At 74.0% G+C, this 14,354-nt stretch carries 12 protein-coding genes and 1 pseudogene; 8 read left to right on the forward strand and 5 right to left on the reverse strand.

From position 1 onward, the window contains the following. Positions 1 to 63 precede the first annotated feature (63 nt). The 5 genes from BM339_RS02515 to BM339_RS02535 form a co-directional block, all read right to left on the reverse strand. The gene (locus BM339_RS02515) at positions 64 to 654 is read right to left on the reverse strand and encodes a histidine phosphatase family protein (RefSeq protein ID WP_021598692.1); all 591 of its coding nucleotides are present in this window, start codon (positions 652 to 654) and stop codon (positions 64 to 66) included. Between the two features lie 22 nt (positions 655 to 676). Continuing rightward, positions 677 to 1,792 (reverse strand): alanine dehydrogenase, encoded by a 1,116-nt coding sequence (gene ald, locus BM339_RS02520; RefSeq protein ID WP_021598693.1) that lies wholly within the window; start codon positions 1,790 to 1,792, stop codon positions 677 to 679. 142 nt (positions 1,793 to 1,934) lie between these two features. Next, positions 1,935 to 2,744, reverse strand: coding sequence for an SAM-dependent methyltransferase (locus BM339_RS02525; protein WP_075019784.1), 810 nt, complete (start codon positions 2,742 to 2,744; stop codon positions 1,935 to 1,937). Positions 2,745 to 2,861: 117 nt separating this feature from the next. Then, positions 2,862 to 4,025 (reverse strand): glycerate kinase, encoded by a 1,164-nt coding sequence (locus BM339_RS02530; RefSeq protein ID WP_075020128.1) that lies wholly within the window; start codon positions 4,023 to 4,025, stop codon positions 2,862 to 2,864. Positions 4,026 to 4,151: 126 nt separating this feature from the next. Next, positions 4,152 to 5,597, reverse strand: coding sequence for an NCS2 family permease (locus tag BM339_RS02535; protein ID WP_075019785.1), 1,446 nt, complete (start codon positions 5,595 to 5,597; stop codon positions 4,152 to 4,154). 192 nt (positions 5,598 to 5,789) lie between these two features. Between BM339_RS02535 and BM339_RS02540 the strand changes: the two are divergent. From BM339_RS02540 to BM339_RS02575, 8 genes and pseudogenes are all read left to right on the forward strand, one after another. After that, a pseudogene (locus BM339_RS02540) lies at positions 5,790 to 6,101 on the forward strand (PucR family transcriptional regulator); the annotation flags it as partial. Between the two features lie 14 nt (positions 6,102 to 6,115). Further along, complete coding sequence (locus tag BM339_RS02545; protein WP_024936096.1) at positions 6,116 to 7,414, forward strand: helix-turn-helix domain-containing protein; 1,299 nt, start codon at positions 6,116 to 6,118, stop codon at positions 7,412 to 7,414. Positions 7,415 to 7,481: 67 nt separating this feature from the next. Then, positions 7,482 to 8,579, forward strand: coding sequence for a DUF5685 family protein (locus tag BM339_RS02550; protein ID WP_075019786.1), 1,098 nt, complete (start codon positions 7,482 to 7,484; stop codon positions 8,577 to 8,579). Between the two features lie 106 nt (positions 8,580 to 8,685). Next, positions 8,686 to 9,351: a copper resistance CopC family protein gene (locus tag BM339_RS02555; RefSeq protein WP_021599127.1), complete on the forward strand. Its 666-nt coding sequence runs from the start codon at positions 8,686 to 8,688 to the stop codon at positions 9,349 to 9,351. Then, positions 9,344 to 11,398 (forward strand): bifunctional copper resistance protein CopD/cytochrome c oxidase assembly protein, encoded by a 2,055-nt coding sequence (locus tag BM339_RS02560; RefSeq protein WP_075019787.1) that lies wholly within the window; start codon positions 9,344 to 9,346, stop codon positions 11,396 to 11,398. Before BM339_RS02555 ends, BM339_RS02560 begins: the two co-directional genes overlap by 8 nt. A gap of 56 nt (positions 11,399 to 11,454) precedes the next feature. Continuing rightward, on the forward strand, positions 11,455 to 12,687 hold the full coding sequence (locus BM339_RS02565; RefSeq protein WP_075019788.1) for a sensor histidine kinase: 1,233 nt from the start codon (positions 11,455 to 11,457) through the stop codon (positions 12,685 to 12,687). Beyond that, positions 12,684 to 13,340 (forward strand): response regulator, encoded by a 657-nt coding sequence (locus BM339_RS02570; protein WP_021599124.1) that lies wholly within the window; start codon positions 12,684 to 12,686, stop codon positions 13,338 to 13,340. The genes BM339_RS02565 and BM339_RS02570 overlap by 4 nt, the downstream gene beginning before the upstream one ends. 17 nt (positions 13,341 to 13,357) lie before the next feature. Then, positions 13,358 to 14,299 carry a TIGR03621 family F420-dependent LLM class oxidoreductase gene (locus BM339_RS02575; RefSeq protein WP_021599123.1) on the forward strand — a complete coding sequence of 314 codons (942 nt, stop codon included), beginning with the start codon at positions 13,358 to 13,360 and terminating at the stop codon, positions 14,297 to 14,299. Positions 14,300 to 14,354 lie beyond the last annotated feature (55 nt).

The following is a 14,354-nucleotide window of genomic DNA, read 5'->3' on the forward strand; positions in this document are numbered from 1 at the left end:
GGGGCGCTCGCCCGGGTACCCCTGGGGGACATCCCCACCAGGTACCCTATGCGCTGGCCGTGATTACCGAACCGGGACGTTCCAGGCGCTGATCACCGGTCTGCCGTGCTCGGTGCCGAGCGCCGACACGGTCCCGGTGCCGAGCGCGAACAGCCGGCCCCGCGCGGGCTCCAGGCCGAGCCACCGCGCCGTCAGGACGCGCAGGAGATGGCCGTGCGCGACGAGCGCCACGTCGCCGTCCGCGAGCGCCGCCCGCACCCGCGCGAGGACCGCGTCCGCCCGCCCGCCGACCTGCTCGACGGTCTCGCCCGGATGCCCGGCGTCGCCCGGGACCACCCCGTCGTCCCACAGGAACCAGCCGGGACGCTCCTCGCGGATCGCGGCCGAGGTGATCCCCTCGTAGCCGCCGTAGTCCCACTCCCACAGGTCGGGGTCGGTCCCGTCCACCCGCAGCCCCGCCAGCTCCGCGGTCCGCCGGGCCCGCTCCGCCGGGCTGGCCAGCGCCAGGGCGAACCGCCGCCCGGCGAGCGCCTCGCGCAGCGACCGCGCCTGCTCCTCGCCCCGCTCGGTCAGCGGAAGATCCGTCCGCCCGGTGTGCCGGCGCTCCCGGCTCCACTCGGTCTCCCCATGACGCACCAGCACCAGTTCGCCCACGAGGCAACTCTAGGGGGGCGGATCAGTCCAGGACCGACGCGAGAGAGGTGTGGGGCAGGCCGTGGGCCTCGGCGACGTGGTCGTAGACGAGCGCGCCGGCGTGGGTGTTGAGGCCGCGGGCGAGCGCGGCGTCGGCGCGCAGGGCGGCGCGCCAGCCCCGGTCGGCGATCTGGACGGCGTACGGGAGCGTGACGCCGGTCAGCGCGTAGGTGGAGGTGTTCGGGACGGAGCCCGGCATGTTGGCCACGCAGTAGAACGTCGAGCCGTGCACCTTGTAGGTGGGGTCGTCGTGCGTGGTGGGGCGGGAGTCCTCGAAGCAGCCGCCCTGGTCGATCGCGATGTCCACCAGGACCGAGCCCGCCTTCATGCGGGCGACCAGGTCGTTGGACACCAGCTTGGGCGCGCGGGCGCCCGGGATCAGCACGGCCCCGATGACGAGGTCGGCGGCGCGGACCTCCTGCTCGACCGTGTACGCGCTGGACACCAGCGTCCGCAGGCGGCCCTGGTAGATGGCGTCGATGTGGCGGAGGCGGTCGACGTCCACGTCGAGGACGGTCACGTCCGCGCCCATGCCGGCGGCGATCTGGGCGGCGTTGAGACCGGACACGCCGCCGCCGATGACGACGACCTTCGCCGGCGCGACGCCGGGCACCCCGCCCGGCAGGACGCCCCGCCCGCCGGTGAAGGACATCAGGTTGTACGCGCCGACCTGCGCGGCGAGGCGCCCGGCGACCTCCGACATCGGCGCGAGCAGCGGCAGCGAGCCGTCGGCGAGCTGGACGGTCTCGTAGGCGATCGCGGTGACGCCGGCCGCCAGGAGCGCGTCGGTGCACGCCCGGGACGCGGCGAGGTGCAGGTAGGTGAACAGGATCTGGCCGTCGCGCATCCGGTGGTACTCCGGCGCGACCGGCTCCTTCACCTTGAGGATCAGCTCGCCCTCGGCCCAGACGCCGTCCGCGCCGTCCAGGATCTTGGCGCCCGCGGCGGCGTAGTCGTCGTCGGGGATCGCCGAGCCGAGCCCGGCGCCGCGCTCGACGAACACCTCGTGGCCGTGCCGGGTGAGCTCGTGCGCCCCCGCCGGGGTGATCGCCACCCGGTACTCGTGGTTCTTGATCTCTCGCGGGACGCCGATCTTCACCGCAAGCTCCTCCGTGACGCTGACCAGGACCTGTGCCTCCAGCGTGCGGGGCGGACGAACCCTCCGGCCATGTGCAGGGTGTCAGGGCATCGGCTGTTCCGATGACACCGTGTAAAGCGCTCCCGGCGGCGGGCCGCGGTCGTCAGGGCTTGCGGGCGATGCCCCCGTACATGAGGCGCTGGCCGACGGTCAGCTCGTCCGGGACGTTCTCCTCGGGCCGCCACAGCGGCAGCGGGACGAGGCCGGGCTCCAGGAGCTCCAGGCCGTCGAAGTAGCGGGTGATCTCCTCGGGGGTGCGGAACCGGCCGGTGCCGAGCAGGCCCTGGTACTGCACCTCGGCGTCCGCGGCCTCCTGGCTGGACCGGCAGAAGGCCGTGACGAACAGGTGGCTGCCGGACGGGACGGCCTCCATCAGCGTCTCCACGATCTGCTGCGGCCCCTCGTCGTCGTGCAGGTGGTGCAGGATGCCGACGAGCATCACCGCGACGGGCTCGCCGAAGTCGATCAGCCGGCGCACCTCCTCGTGGGCGAGGATCTTCTCCGGCTCGCGGATGTCGGCGGTGACGACCGTGGTGCTCGCGTTCTCGGCCAGCAGCGCCCGCCCGTGCGCGAGCACGATCGGGTCGTTGTCGACGTACACCACCCGCGAGCCGGGCGAGACGCTCTGCGCGACCTGGTGGGTGTTCTGCACGGTCGGCAGCCCGGAGCCGAGGTCGAGGTACTGGCGCAGGCCGGCCTCGGCCGCCAGGTAGCGCACGCCGCGGCCGAGGATCTCCCGGTTGTAGGTGGCCACGTCGTAGATCTCCGGAATGATCTTGACGATCTCGGCGACGAAGGCGCGGTCGACCTCGAAGTTGTCCTTGCCCCGCAGCACCACGTCGTAGGTCCGAGCGATGCTCGGCTTGGTGACGTCGATCCCGAGGGACGCCCAGTCGTACTGCTCTTCCGCCATGCCGTGCCCGCCTAGCGCCGCTGTTGAGTTCCCGATGACCTGCCGCTCCCGTCGATCGTAAAGGGCTGACCACACGGTCGCCACGAAAGTGGCGAATATTCGTTGGAGCGCTCCGATTCACGGGCGCGCGGGCGGCAGCCACTCGTCGGCGATCGCCACCGTCAGCTGCTCCAGCAGCGGGCCGGCCCGGCGGACGCGGCGCTCCTCGTCCGGTTCGATGTCGGCCAGCGCGTACGCCGCATGGATGCGGGCCTTGCGCAGCTGCTCGCCGGTGAGGCCGCGGCGGCCGGCCACCGCGACGACGGGCGCGCCCGCGCGGGCGGCGGCGCGGGCCACCCCGATCGGCGCGCTGCCGCGCAGCGACCGAGTGTCCAGGACGCCCTCGCCGGTGACCACCAGCCGCGCGCCGCGCGCCTTCCCGGCGAACCCGAGCAGGTCCAGCATCAGGGACGGGCCCGGCTCGATCGTCGCGCCGAGGAAGGTGAGCGCGGCGAACGCGACGCCGCCCGAGGTCCCGGCGCCGGGCAGGTCGCGGGCCGCCCTGCGGGCCGCCGCCTCCGCCAGGTCGGCCCAGCGGCGCAGGCCCGCGTCCAGCAGCCGCACCTCGTCGCGGGTCGCGCCGCGGCGCGGCCCGTCGACCGCGGCGGCGCCGGTGCGGCCGAGCAGCGGCCCCGCCGAGTCGCCCGCCACCACCACCTCGATGGCCGACATGTCGGGCAGGCCGCGCAGGTCGAGCGCGTGCAGCGAGCGCAGCGCCGCCCCGCCGGGCGGCAGGTCCTTGCCGAGCGCGTCCAGCAGCCGGCCGCCGAGCCCCTGGACGAGGCCCGCGCCGCCGTCGGTGCAGGCGCCGCCGCCGAGGCCGAGGACGATCCGGCGGGCGCCGAGCCGGACGGCGTGCGCGACCAGCTGCCCCGTCCCGATGCTGGAGGCCACGAGCGGCCGCGGCTCGCCGCCCGGCAGCCGGCGCAGCCCGGACGCCTCCGCCAGCTCGACCACCGCGCTGCGGCCGTTCACCGCGAGCCGCGCGGTGACCGGGCGCCCCGTCGGCCCGCACACCTCCACCTCGACCCGCCGCCATCCGGCCGCCACCGCGGCCTCGACGGTGCCGTCGCCGCCGTCGGCCACGGGCAGCTCCACCAGCGGGACGCCGGGACGCGCGCGCCGCAGCCCGGCGGCGAGATGCCGGGCGGCCCGCGCCGCGGTCAGCCCTCCCGGGAACCTGTCAGGTGCCAGCAGGACGTGACCGTGCGGCGACGGGCGGGAGGGAGAGTCCGGGGACACCACAGCCACGCCTTTCACGCCGGGGGGTAAGGCCCTACCTTCTGCTTACGCCATGACGGCACTATTTGACACCCGCAACCGCGTCCCAGAGTTTCAAATGGGCGGGGAAGTCGCGTCACGCGACGGTCACCGCACGTTCAGCCACTGCTCGACGGGATGGAGCGCGAAGAAGACCAGGAACAGCGCCACGACCGGCCACAGCCAGACCGAGACCTCGCGCCACCGGCCCCGGGCGAGCTTGATCAGCGCGTAGGCGACCATGCCGCCGCCGATCCCGGTCGTGATCGAGAAGGTGAACGGCATCAGCACGATGGTGAGGAACGCCGGGATCGTCAGGTCGAGGTCGTTCCAGTCCACCTTGGCGACCTGCGTCATCATCAGCGCGCCGACCACCACCAGGGCCGGCGCGGCGGCCTGCGCGGGGACGGTCGCGGCGAGCGGGGTGAGGAACAGCGTGACCGCGAACAGCGCGCCGGTGGCGAGGTTGGCCAGACCGGTCCTGGCCCCCTCGCCGACGCCGGCCGCCGACTCGACGAACACCGTGTTGGCCGAGGAACTGGTGACGCCGCCGAACGCGGCGGACAGGCCGTCCACCGACAGGATCCGGCCGAGCCGCGGGACCTCGCCCTTCTCGCTCACCAGGCCCGCCTCGTCGCTGATGCCGAGGATCGTGCCCATCGCGTCGAAGAACCCGGACAGGACCAGCGTGAACAGCACGACGAGCGCGGTGATGACCCCGGCCCGGCCGAATCCGCCGAACAGGTCGATCTCCCCGAACAGCCCGAAGTCGGGGACGGCGAAGAGCTTGTCGGGCATGTTCGGGGTGACCACGCCCCAGCCGCCCTCCTTGACGGTCGCGTTCTCCTGGATCGCCACGGCCCCGGACGTCCCGGCGATGATGCTGATCAGGATCGCGCCGGGCACCCGCCGCACGTAGAGCACGATCATCAGCAGCAGGGTGAGCGCGAACACCAGCGACGGCAGCGTCTCCAGCCGGCCGCCGGTGCCGAGCGACAGCGGCGGGCTCGTCGCGCTGGAGGTGACGAACCCCGCGTCGTAGAGGCCGACCAGCGCGATGAACGCGCCGATGCCGACCGCGATCGCGTGCTTGAGCGCCAGCGGGATCGAGTTCATGATCCGCTCGCGGACCCCGGTGAGCGCCAGCAGCACGATCACCGCGCCCTCGATCACCACCAGGCCCATCGCCTGCGGCCAGGTCATCACCGGCGCGGCCTGGAACGCCACGACCGCGTTGATGCCGAGCCCGGCGGCGAGGGCGAGCGGCGCGTTCCCGACCAGCCCCATGATCACCGTGGCGACCGCGGCGGACAGCGCCGTCATCGTGGTCAGCTGCGGGATCGACAGCGCCGCCCCGGTGACGTCCTTGGCCCCGCCGAGGATGATCGGGTTCAGCAGGATGATGTAGGCCATCGCGAAGAACGTGGTCACGCCGCCGCGCAGCTCGCGCGGCACGGTCGTGCCGCGCCCGGTGAGGTCGAACAGCCGCTCCAGCGGCCCGCGCCCGCCCGCCGGCGGCGGGTCCGCGGTGTCGGCGGCAGTCGTATCGGACATGACGGGGGCTCCGATTTCCGCAGCGTGATCAGGGCGAGCACAGGGTAGCTGCCCGGTTCGCGGCGGTGGTGAACCGGTCCCGCTCCGCGGGCGGTGTCGCGACGTGAGTCCCGGTCTCCGCAGCGTGACGGGGGAGCGCGTCCGCTATAGCCTGCCCTGGTGCGAATGCGAGACTCCTCCGAGGCGGCGTGCCTGGACTCCTACGCGCGGCTGCTGGCCTCAGTGCCGGAGCGGACGCGCTCGTCCTTCCGCGCCCGGATGCTCGGCCCGCTGGAGGAGTACGACAGCACCAGGCAGGCCGACCTCGTGCACACGCTGGAGGTCTTCCTGTCCTGCTCGGGTTCCTGGAGCCGCAGCGCGACACGGCTGCACGTCCATGTGAACACGCTTCGGTACCGAATCCGGCGAATCGAGGACCTGACCGGGCGGGACCTCGGCACACTGGAGGATCGAGTCGACTTCTTCCTCGCCCTGCGCGCGACGCGGCCGGCGAGCACCTGGTAGGCGGTGGTCACACGATGGATCGGGAGACACTGGGGCAGCGCATTCGCGCCCTGCGCATCCGGCAGGGCGTGAGCCAGGCCCAGCTCGCCTTCCCCGAGCTGTCCGACAGCTACATCTCGCTCATCGAGAGCGACAAGCGGGTGCCGGCCCCGAGCGTGGTGGAGCTGCTCGCGGCGAAGCTGAACTGCTCGGCGACCTATCTCGTCAGCGGCGTCAGCGAGGACGTCGTCGACGAGCTGCGCGTCACCCTCGACTACGCCGAGATCGCGCTCAGCAACGGCGCCGCGGCCGAGGCGCGGGCCCGGTTCGCCGAGGTGCTCGCCAGCGCGGACGCGGTTGCGCTGCCGGACATGCTGCACCAGGCCCGCTGGGGGCACGCCCTCGCGCTGGAGGCCGCCGGCGAGCTGGAGGAGGCCATCGCCGGGCTCACGGCGCTGACCCGGGAGGCCTCCGCCGAGGCCGACCTCGACCACTGGGCGAAGGTGCACGTCGCGCTGAGCCGCTGCCTGCGCGAGCGCGGCGACATCAGCGCCGGCGTGGAGGCCGCCGAGAGCGCGCTGCGGCACCTCATCGCGACCGGCGCCGACTCCACCGACGCCGCCGTGCACCTCGGCGCGGCGCTGCTGTCGGCGTTCATCGAGCGCGGCGACCTCGTCCGGGCCCGCCAGCTCGCCGGCCAGCTCGTCGAGCGGGCCGAGCGGATCGGCAGCCCCCGCGCCCGCATGGTCGCCTACTGGGAGGCCGCCTACGTCGCGGAGATCCGCGGCGAGTACGAGGATGGCGTCGCGCTCGCCGAGCGCGCGCTGATGCTCGCGGGCGACGGCGAGGACCCGCGCAACCTCAACCGGCTCCGCGTCATCTACGCCGGGCTCCTGCTGCGGGCCCGGCCCGACCAGGCCGCCCACGCCCGCGAGCTGCTCACCCGGGTGCGCGGCGAGATCAGCGCCAGCTCGTCGGGGGAGATCGACGTCGCCTGGTGCCTGACGGAGCTGGCCCGCGCCGAGACCGCGCTCGGCCGCCCCGGCGAGGCGGTGGCGCTCGCCGAGGAGGCCATCGACCTGCTCGGGGACGCCCCGCGCCGGGCGACCGCCGGGGCGCTGACGGTGCTCGGCGAGGCGTCGGTGCGGCTCGGCCGCCGCGACCGGGCCGTCGAGGCGCTCACCCGGGCCGCGACCTGCCTGGAGGAGATGGAGTCCTCGCGGGAGGCCGCGCAGGCGTGGTTCGACCTGGCCGAGGTGCTGGCCGAGGCGGGGACCGCGGAGGAGCCCCGCATGGCCGCCTACCGCCGCGCGCTCACCTGCGTGGGGGTCTAGGCGAACCGTCGCGGGCTCCGCCGCGTCCATGAATAAAGCTGCGGGCGCCTGAGATGTGGGAGAAGTCGTGTTCGGTGTAGTACGGCCATGTCGGCATGTCCTGTGCGGGTCCCTGTTCAAGGACTGGATGGCCCATCTGTGCGGGCTGTGCCTGACCCTGCGCGCCGAGCACGGCCAGGCCGCGCGGCTCGTCACCAACTACGACGGGCTGCTGGTGTCGGTCCTGGTGGAGGCGCAGGCGCCGGAGCTGTCGCCGCGCCGCAAGGCCGGGCCGTGCGCGCTGCGCGGGATGCGGACCGCCGAGGTCGTCACCGCGAGGGCGCAGGGCGCGCGGCTCGCCGCCGCGGCGTCCCTGCTCCTCGCGGCCGGCAAGACCCGCGACCACGTGGCGGACGGCGACGGCCCCTACGCCCGCCGCCTCGTCGCCGCCGCGGCGGGCCGGGCGGCCGGGCGGTGGGACGCCGCGGGCGAGCGCACCGGCGCCGCCGTCGGCTTCGACCCCTCGGTGCTGCGCGACGCCGTCGCGCGGCAGCCCGCCCTGGAGTCCACGCCCGGCCTCGGGCTGCTCGATCTGACCGAGCCCACCGAGACGGCCGTCGCGGCCGTGTTCGCGCACACCGCCGTCCTCGCCGGCAAGGAGGGCAACGCCGAGACCCTCGCCGAGGCGGGCCGGTTCTTCGGCCGCCTCGCGCACCTCATCGACGCGGTCGAGGACCTCGCGGACGACGAGGCGGCGGGCGCGTACAACCCCCTCCTCGCGACCGGCACCGATCTCACCGAGGCCCGCCGGTACGCCGACGACGCGCTGCACGGCCTGCGGCTCGCGCTCGCCGAGCTGGAAATGGAGAGGCCGCGGCTCGTCCGGGCCCTCCTGGACCGCGAGACGGGCCGCTCCGTCGAGCGCGCCTTCGCCCCCGAGAGCCTGGCGAAGCACGGACCCAGGCCGCCGCGTCCCGGCTGGCCGATCCCGTGCTTCACCGGGACGCTCGTCTGCGTGACCTGCGGGGTCTTCCAGCCGGAGTGGAGCGCCCACCACGGCGAGTCCTGCGGCGACCGGTGCTGGTGCACCCGGAACTGCGACGGCTGCGACTGCTGTTGCGACTGCTGCAACTGCGACGGCTGCTGCTGCGACTGCGACTGCGACTGCTGCGGCTGTGACTGCTAGCGGCCTTTCTGCCGAAACGCCCCATCGTCCGACCCGGAACATGCCATGGTGGCGGGCTCAGTAGGGTAGATGAAGCCCTTCGACTCACTAGAGAACCCGGCCATCCATGAACATCTTCAAGCCCCGGCGGCCCGTGCGCCGTCTCGGACTCGTCGCCGCCCTCGCGCTCGCCCTCGGCGCGTTCACGGCGCCGCCAGCGCTGGCCCACTCGGAGCTGGTCGGCAGCACGCCCGAGAAGGGCGCGCGAGCGGCCTCCGTGTCCGAGGTCAAGCTCGTCTTCAGCGACAAGATCCGCCTCGCGAAGGTCGTCGTCACCGACGGCGCGAAGAAGGAGTTCCAGGCGGGCGCCGCCGAGCGCTCCGGCACGACGGTCACGCAGAAGCTGTCGGGCCCGCTGCCCGCCGGGTCCTACACGGTGGCCTACCGGGTCGTCGGCGAGGACGGCCACCCGATCGAGAAGAACGACCTGACGTTCAGCGTGGGCGGGGACGGTGCCGCGGCGTCCGGGGCGCCCGCCGCGGGCGGGGTCGGCGCGGAGCAGCAGACGGGCGACGCCGCCACCGCCGACGAGCAGCCGCTCAAGATCGACCAGGAGCAGGCCGCGGAGAAGAAGGAGGACTCCGGCTCCGGCATGGTGCTGTGGGTCCTGATCGGCGCCGGGCTCCTCGTGGGCGTCGGCATCGGCGTCGCCATCGTGTTCCGCGCCAGGCGCAAGCAGCCGCCGGCGCCGGCCGAGAGCGAGAAGCAGCAGGTGACGACCGGAAGTGAGTAGGAGCAGCCGGGCCGTCTGGGCGGGCGGCGGGGCCGCGCTGGCCGCGTCCGCCACCGCCCTGGTGGCCGGGCTCGTGCTCGGCGGCTCGGTCACCGAGAAGGTCGTTCCCGGCCTCGGCGACGCGGGCGCCCTCACCCGGTGGGGGCTGCCCGCCTCCCGGACGGCGATGGACCTGCTGTCCGCGCTGGCCGTCGGCGCCCTGCTCGCCGCCGCCGCGTTCCTGCCGGTCGAGGGCGGGCGCGGCGCCCCGCGGCTGTCGAAGGACGCCGTCGGATACCTCAACGCCGCGTCCTGGTTCGCCGCGGGATGGGCCGCCGCCGCCGCGGCCACCCTGGTCTTCACCGTCGCGGACGTCCTCGGCCAGCCGGCCGGGAGCGTCCTCACCGGCAGCGAGCTGAGCAGCTACGTCGGCTCGCTGCCGCAGGGCACCGCCCTCATGATCGTCGTGCTGCTCGCCGTGGTCGTGGCGCTGCTGGCCCGCACCACCACCACGCCCGCCGCCGCGTTCGGCCTGCTCGCCATGGCCGGGATCGCGCTGCTGCCCGCGCCGCTGACCGGGCACTCGGCCTCGGCCGCCAACCACTCCGTCGCGACGACCGGCGTCGCCCTGCACGTGGCCGCGGTCGCGCCGTGGGTCGGCGGGCTCGCCGTCGTCTGCGTCCACGCCCTGCTGCGCCGCGACCGGCTGCCGCTCATGGCCGGCCGGTTCAGCCGCATGGCCCTGTGGTGCTACATCACCGTCGGCGTCAGCGGCCTGGTGAACGTCGTCGCCCGGCTGCCCGACCCGGCGGAGCTGGTCGAGACGAACTACGGGCGGCTCGCGCTCGGCAAGATCATCGCGTTCGGGGCGCTCGGCTGGTTCGGCTGGTGGCACCGGAGCCGGACGCTGCCCGCCCTCGCCGCCGGCCGGCCGTGGTCGTTCGGCCGGTTCGCCACGGTCGAGACGGCCGTGATGGCCGCCACCATGGGCCTCGCGGTCGCCCTGGCGCGCACCGCGCCGCCCCCGCCGGCCGAGCCGGAGTCGGCGGTCAAGGCGCAGCTCGGCTACGACATGCCCCCGGAGGTCACTCCGGCGCGGCTGCTGACGCTGTGGCAGTTCGACCTGTTCTTCGCGGTCCTCGTCGTCGTCCTCGGCGGCCTGTACCTGGCCGCGGTGGTCCGGCTGCGCAAGCGCGGCGACTCCTGGTCCACCGCCCGCACCGTCTCCTGGTTCCTCGGGCTCCTGACCATCGTGGCCGTCACCCAGACCGGCGTCGCCAAGTACGCGCCGATCCTGTTCAGCGTGCACATGGCGCAGCACATGGTGCTGAACATGCTGACACCGATCTTCCTGGTCGTCGGCGCGCCGGTCACGCTGGCGCTGCGGGCGCTCAAGCCCGCCCGGATCCGCGGCGACCGCGGCCCTCGCGAGTGGCTGACCACGATGCTGAAGAGCAGGTACCTCAAGGTCATCGCGCACCCCGCGGTCGCGACCGTCATCTTCGTGGCGAGCACCTTCGCGCTGTACTTCACGCCGCTGTTCGAGGCCGCGATGCGCAACCACCTCGGGCACATCGCCATGATGGTGCACTTCCTGGCCTCCGGATCCCTGTTCTTCTGGGTGCTGCTCGGCGTCGACCCGGCGCCGAGGAAGCTGCCCTACCCCGGGCGGCTCCTGCTGCTGTTCGTGACGATGCCGTTCCACGCGTTCTTCGGCATCGCGCTGATGAACATGAGCCAGGCGCTCGCCCGCGGCTGGTACGCCTCCGTCGACCCGCCGTGGGGCACGACGACCCTGCACGACCAGCACACCGGCGGCGCGATCGCGTGGGGGTTCGGCGAGGTGCCGACGTTCATCGTCCTGATCGTCCTGGCGATCCAGTGGTATCTGGACGACCAGCGGCAGGCCCGGCGCCTGGACCGCAAGGCCGACCGGGCCGCGAAGGGCGGCGGGGGCGGCGAGGACGACGAGCTGGCCGCCTACAACGCCCGCCTGGCCAAGCTCGCCGAGCGCGACCGGGAGGCGGCCGGAGAGCGGGCCAAGCCCCGCAGGCAGCCCAAGACCTGACACGGCTCCCTCCCGCGGGGGAGGGGCCGGCCCGCCCGGTCTGCCAGGATCGGTGTGTGCTCCGTGTCCTCCGGCCGCTGATCGAGCGGACGACCTGGCGGCGCTGGTCCCACCTCGTCGTGGGCGGCGCGCTGCTGATGCCGTACTGGTTCCTCGCGATGAGCCTGGCGCCGGTGCTGCGGGTCCGCGACCCCGTCGTCATCATCGTGCTGATCCTGGTCGTCCTGCCGACGGCGGCGACGTTCGTCACGGGCCTCGTGCCGACCGTGCGGCTCCTGGAGAGCTCCCTCGCCAAGGAGCTGCTCAAGGGCCCCGCGGCGGCGCTCGTGCCGGGGTCGGCCGCCTCGTGGGAGAGCCGGATCCGGGCCGCCGCGTGGTTCACGCTGCACCTGGTCACCGGCGTGGTCGTCAGCGGGCTGAGCCTGGCGGTGCCGCCGTTCGCGGTCGTGATGATCCTGGCGCCGGCGGTGGCCTGGGACACCCGGTTCCTGGACTCCTGGGGCTGGGAGGGCACCTGGCACCAGTGGCCCGCGCCGCTGATCGGGACGGCGTCCATGGCGGTGCTGCTCGCGCTGATCGTCGTGGCGGGGGCGCTGCTGTCCCGGGCGGCGCCCTGGTTCCTCGGGCCGTCGGCCGCCGAGCGGATCGCCGCGATGGAGACCGAGGCGGTCAAGCTCGCCGAGCGCAACCGGCTGGCCAGGGAGCTGCACGACTCGGTCGGGCACGCGCTCAGCGTGGTGACGCTGCAGGCCGGGGCGGCCGGGCGGGTGCTCGACAGCGACCCCGCGTTCGCCCGTGAGGCCCTCGGCGCGATCGAGGAGTCGGCCCGCGCCGCGCTGGAGGACCTCGACCACGTGCTCGGGCTGCTGCGCGACGACCCGTCCCGCCCGGCGCCGCAGGCCACGCTGAAGGATCTCGACCGGCTGCTGGAGCAGACGCGGATCGCCGGGGTGACACTGGACGCGGAGGTGGACCCGGAGGTGGAGCACGTCCCGGCGGCGGTGTCGCGGGAGGCGTACCGGATCGTCCAGGAGGGCCTGACCAACGCGCTGCGGCACGCCGGGAAGGTCCCGGTGCGGCTGCGGCTCGGCACCGACGGGGAACGGCTGGAGGTGGAGATGAGCAATCCGCTGGGCTCCCATCGCGGCGACGGCGCCGACCACGGCGGCGGGCGCGGCCTCGGCGGCGTCCGCGAGCGCGTCACCGTGCTGCGCGGGGAGATGACCGCCGGCGCCGAGGGCGGCCGCTGGCGATTCCGCGTCTCGCTGCCGCTAAGGTCCGGAACATGACGATCAAGGTTCTGCTGGTCGACGACGAGCGGCTGATCCGGGCGGGCCTCGCCGCCATCATCGACGCCGAGGACGACCTGGCCGTCGTCGGCGAGGCCTCCGACGGGTCGGAGGTGCCGGGCGAGGTGAAGCGGCTGCGCCCGGACGTGATCCTGATGGACGTGCGGATGCCGCGGCTCGACGGCATCCAGGCGACCCGCCACATCCTGGACACCGTGCCGGAGCCGCCGCGGATCATCGTCGTCACCACGTTCGAGAACGACGAGTACGTCTACGACGCGCTGAAGGCGGGCGCGAACGGCTTCCTGCTCAAGCGGACGCGGCCGGAGGAGATCCTGCAGGCGATCCGGATGGTCGCGCACGGCGACAGCCTGCTGTTCCCGGCGGCGATCCGGGAGCTGGCGGCGCGGCACGGGACGCCCGGCGCCGAGGGCGGCGGCGCGCGCTGGCACGACCGGCTGACCGAGCGGGAGGGGGACGTGCTGCGGCTGATGGCCAAGGGCCGCTCGAACGCCGAGATCGCCCGGGAGCTGTTCGTCAGCCCGCAGACGGTGAAGACCCACGTCGGCAACATCCTCGCCAAGCTGCAGGCCCGCGACCGCACCCAGGCGGTGATCTTCGCCTACGAGACGGGCTTCATCACCCCCGGCTGATTTGGCAGGGTGAGCCCATGAGGGACTTCCGGTTCGGGTTCAACGTCTTCGACATCGCCTCGCACGGCGACTTCGCCGAGCGGTGCCGCCGGGCCGAGCGCTACGGCTACGCCACCGCGCTCGTGCCCGATCACCTCGGCGCTCCGGCGCCGTTCCCGACGATGGTCGCCGCCGCGGACGCGACCGAACGGCTGCGCGTCGGCACGCTGGTGCTGAACGCCGGGTTCTGGAACGCGCACCTGCTCGCCCGCGAGGTCGCCACCGCCGACCGGCTCACCGGCGGACGGGTGGAGCTCGGCCTCGGCGCCGGGCACATGAAGTGGGAGTTCGACGCGGCCGGCCTCCCCTGGGAGCCGTTCGGCGCCCGCGCGGAGCGGATGACCGAGCTGATCGCGGAGCTGGGCGGGCTGTTCGGCGGCGACGGCTACGAGGCGCACCGGCCGATCGCCGAGCACTTCGGGCTGGCCGAGCTGGCGCCCGTCCAGCGGGCCGGGTTCGGCGGCTCGGGCCCGCCGCTGCTCGTCGGCGGGACCGGCGACACCGTCCTGCGGGCCGCCGCCCGCCATGCCGACATCGTCGGGATCGCCGGGGCCTACCAGGTGAAGGGGCGTCCGCCGGGGACGTTCCGGCTGGGCACCGCCGCCGAGGCCGAGGAGCGGGTCCGGTTCGTCCGCGAGCACGCGGGCGGGCGGGCGGACGCCGTCGAGTGGAACGTGCTCGTCCAGCACGTCCAGGTCACTCCCGACCGGCGCGCCGAGGCGGAGCGGATCCACGCGGAGCGGATGCCGGAGATGCCGGTGGAGGAGATCCTGGACACCCCGTTCGTCCTCCTCGGGACCGAGGCGCAGATCGCCGAGCAGATCCGGGAGCGGCGCGAGCGGTTCGGGTTCTCCTACGTCACGGTCCATTCCCCTTTCATGGACGTCCTCGGCCCGGTGATCGAACGCGCCTTCGGGTAGCGCTTACGCCCGGTTTACCTGCGGGTAGCTAGAAAAGAGACATAAGCGAACAGGT

This window comes from Actinomadura madurae, from assembly GCF_900115095.1.
GTDB lineage: Bacteria > Actinomycetota > Actinomycetes > Streptosporangiales > Streptosporangiaceae > Spirillospora > Spirillospora madurae.

Bases quoted from the DNA above. Each gene is read 5' to 3' on its own strand.
- BM339_RS02545 (WP_024936096.1), top strand. From the start codon at position 6,116: ATGGATCGGGAGACACTGGGGCAGCGCATTCGCGCCCTGCGCATCCGG.
- BM339_RS02570 (WP_021599124.1), top strand. From the start codon at position 12,684: ATGACGATCAAGGTTCTGCTGGTCGACGACGAGCGGCTGATCCGGGCG.
- BM339_RS02575 (WP_021599123.1), top strand. From the start codon at position 13,358: ATGAGGGACTTCCGGTTCGGGTTCAACGTCTTCGACATCGCCTCGCAC.
- BM339_RS02555 (WP_021599127.1), top strand. From the start codon at position 8,686: ATGAACATCTTCAAGCCCCGGCGGCCCGTGCGCCGTCTCGGACTCGTC.
- BM339_RS02525 (WP_075019784.1), bottom strand. From the start codon at position 2,744: ATGGCGGAAGAGCAGTACGACTGGGCGTCCCTCGGGATCGACGTCACC.
- BM339_RS02535 (WP_075019785.1), bottom strand. From the start codon at position 5,597: ATGTCCGATACGACTGCCGCCGACACCGCGGACCCGCCGCCGGCGGGC.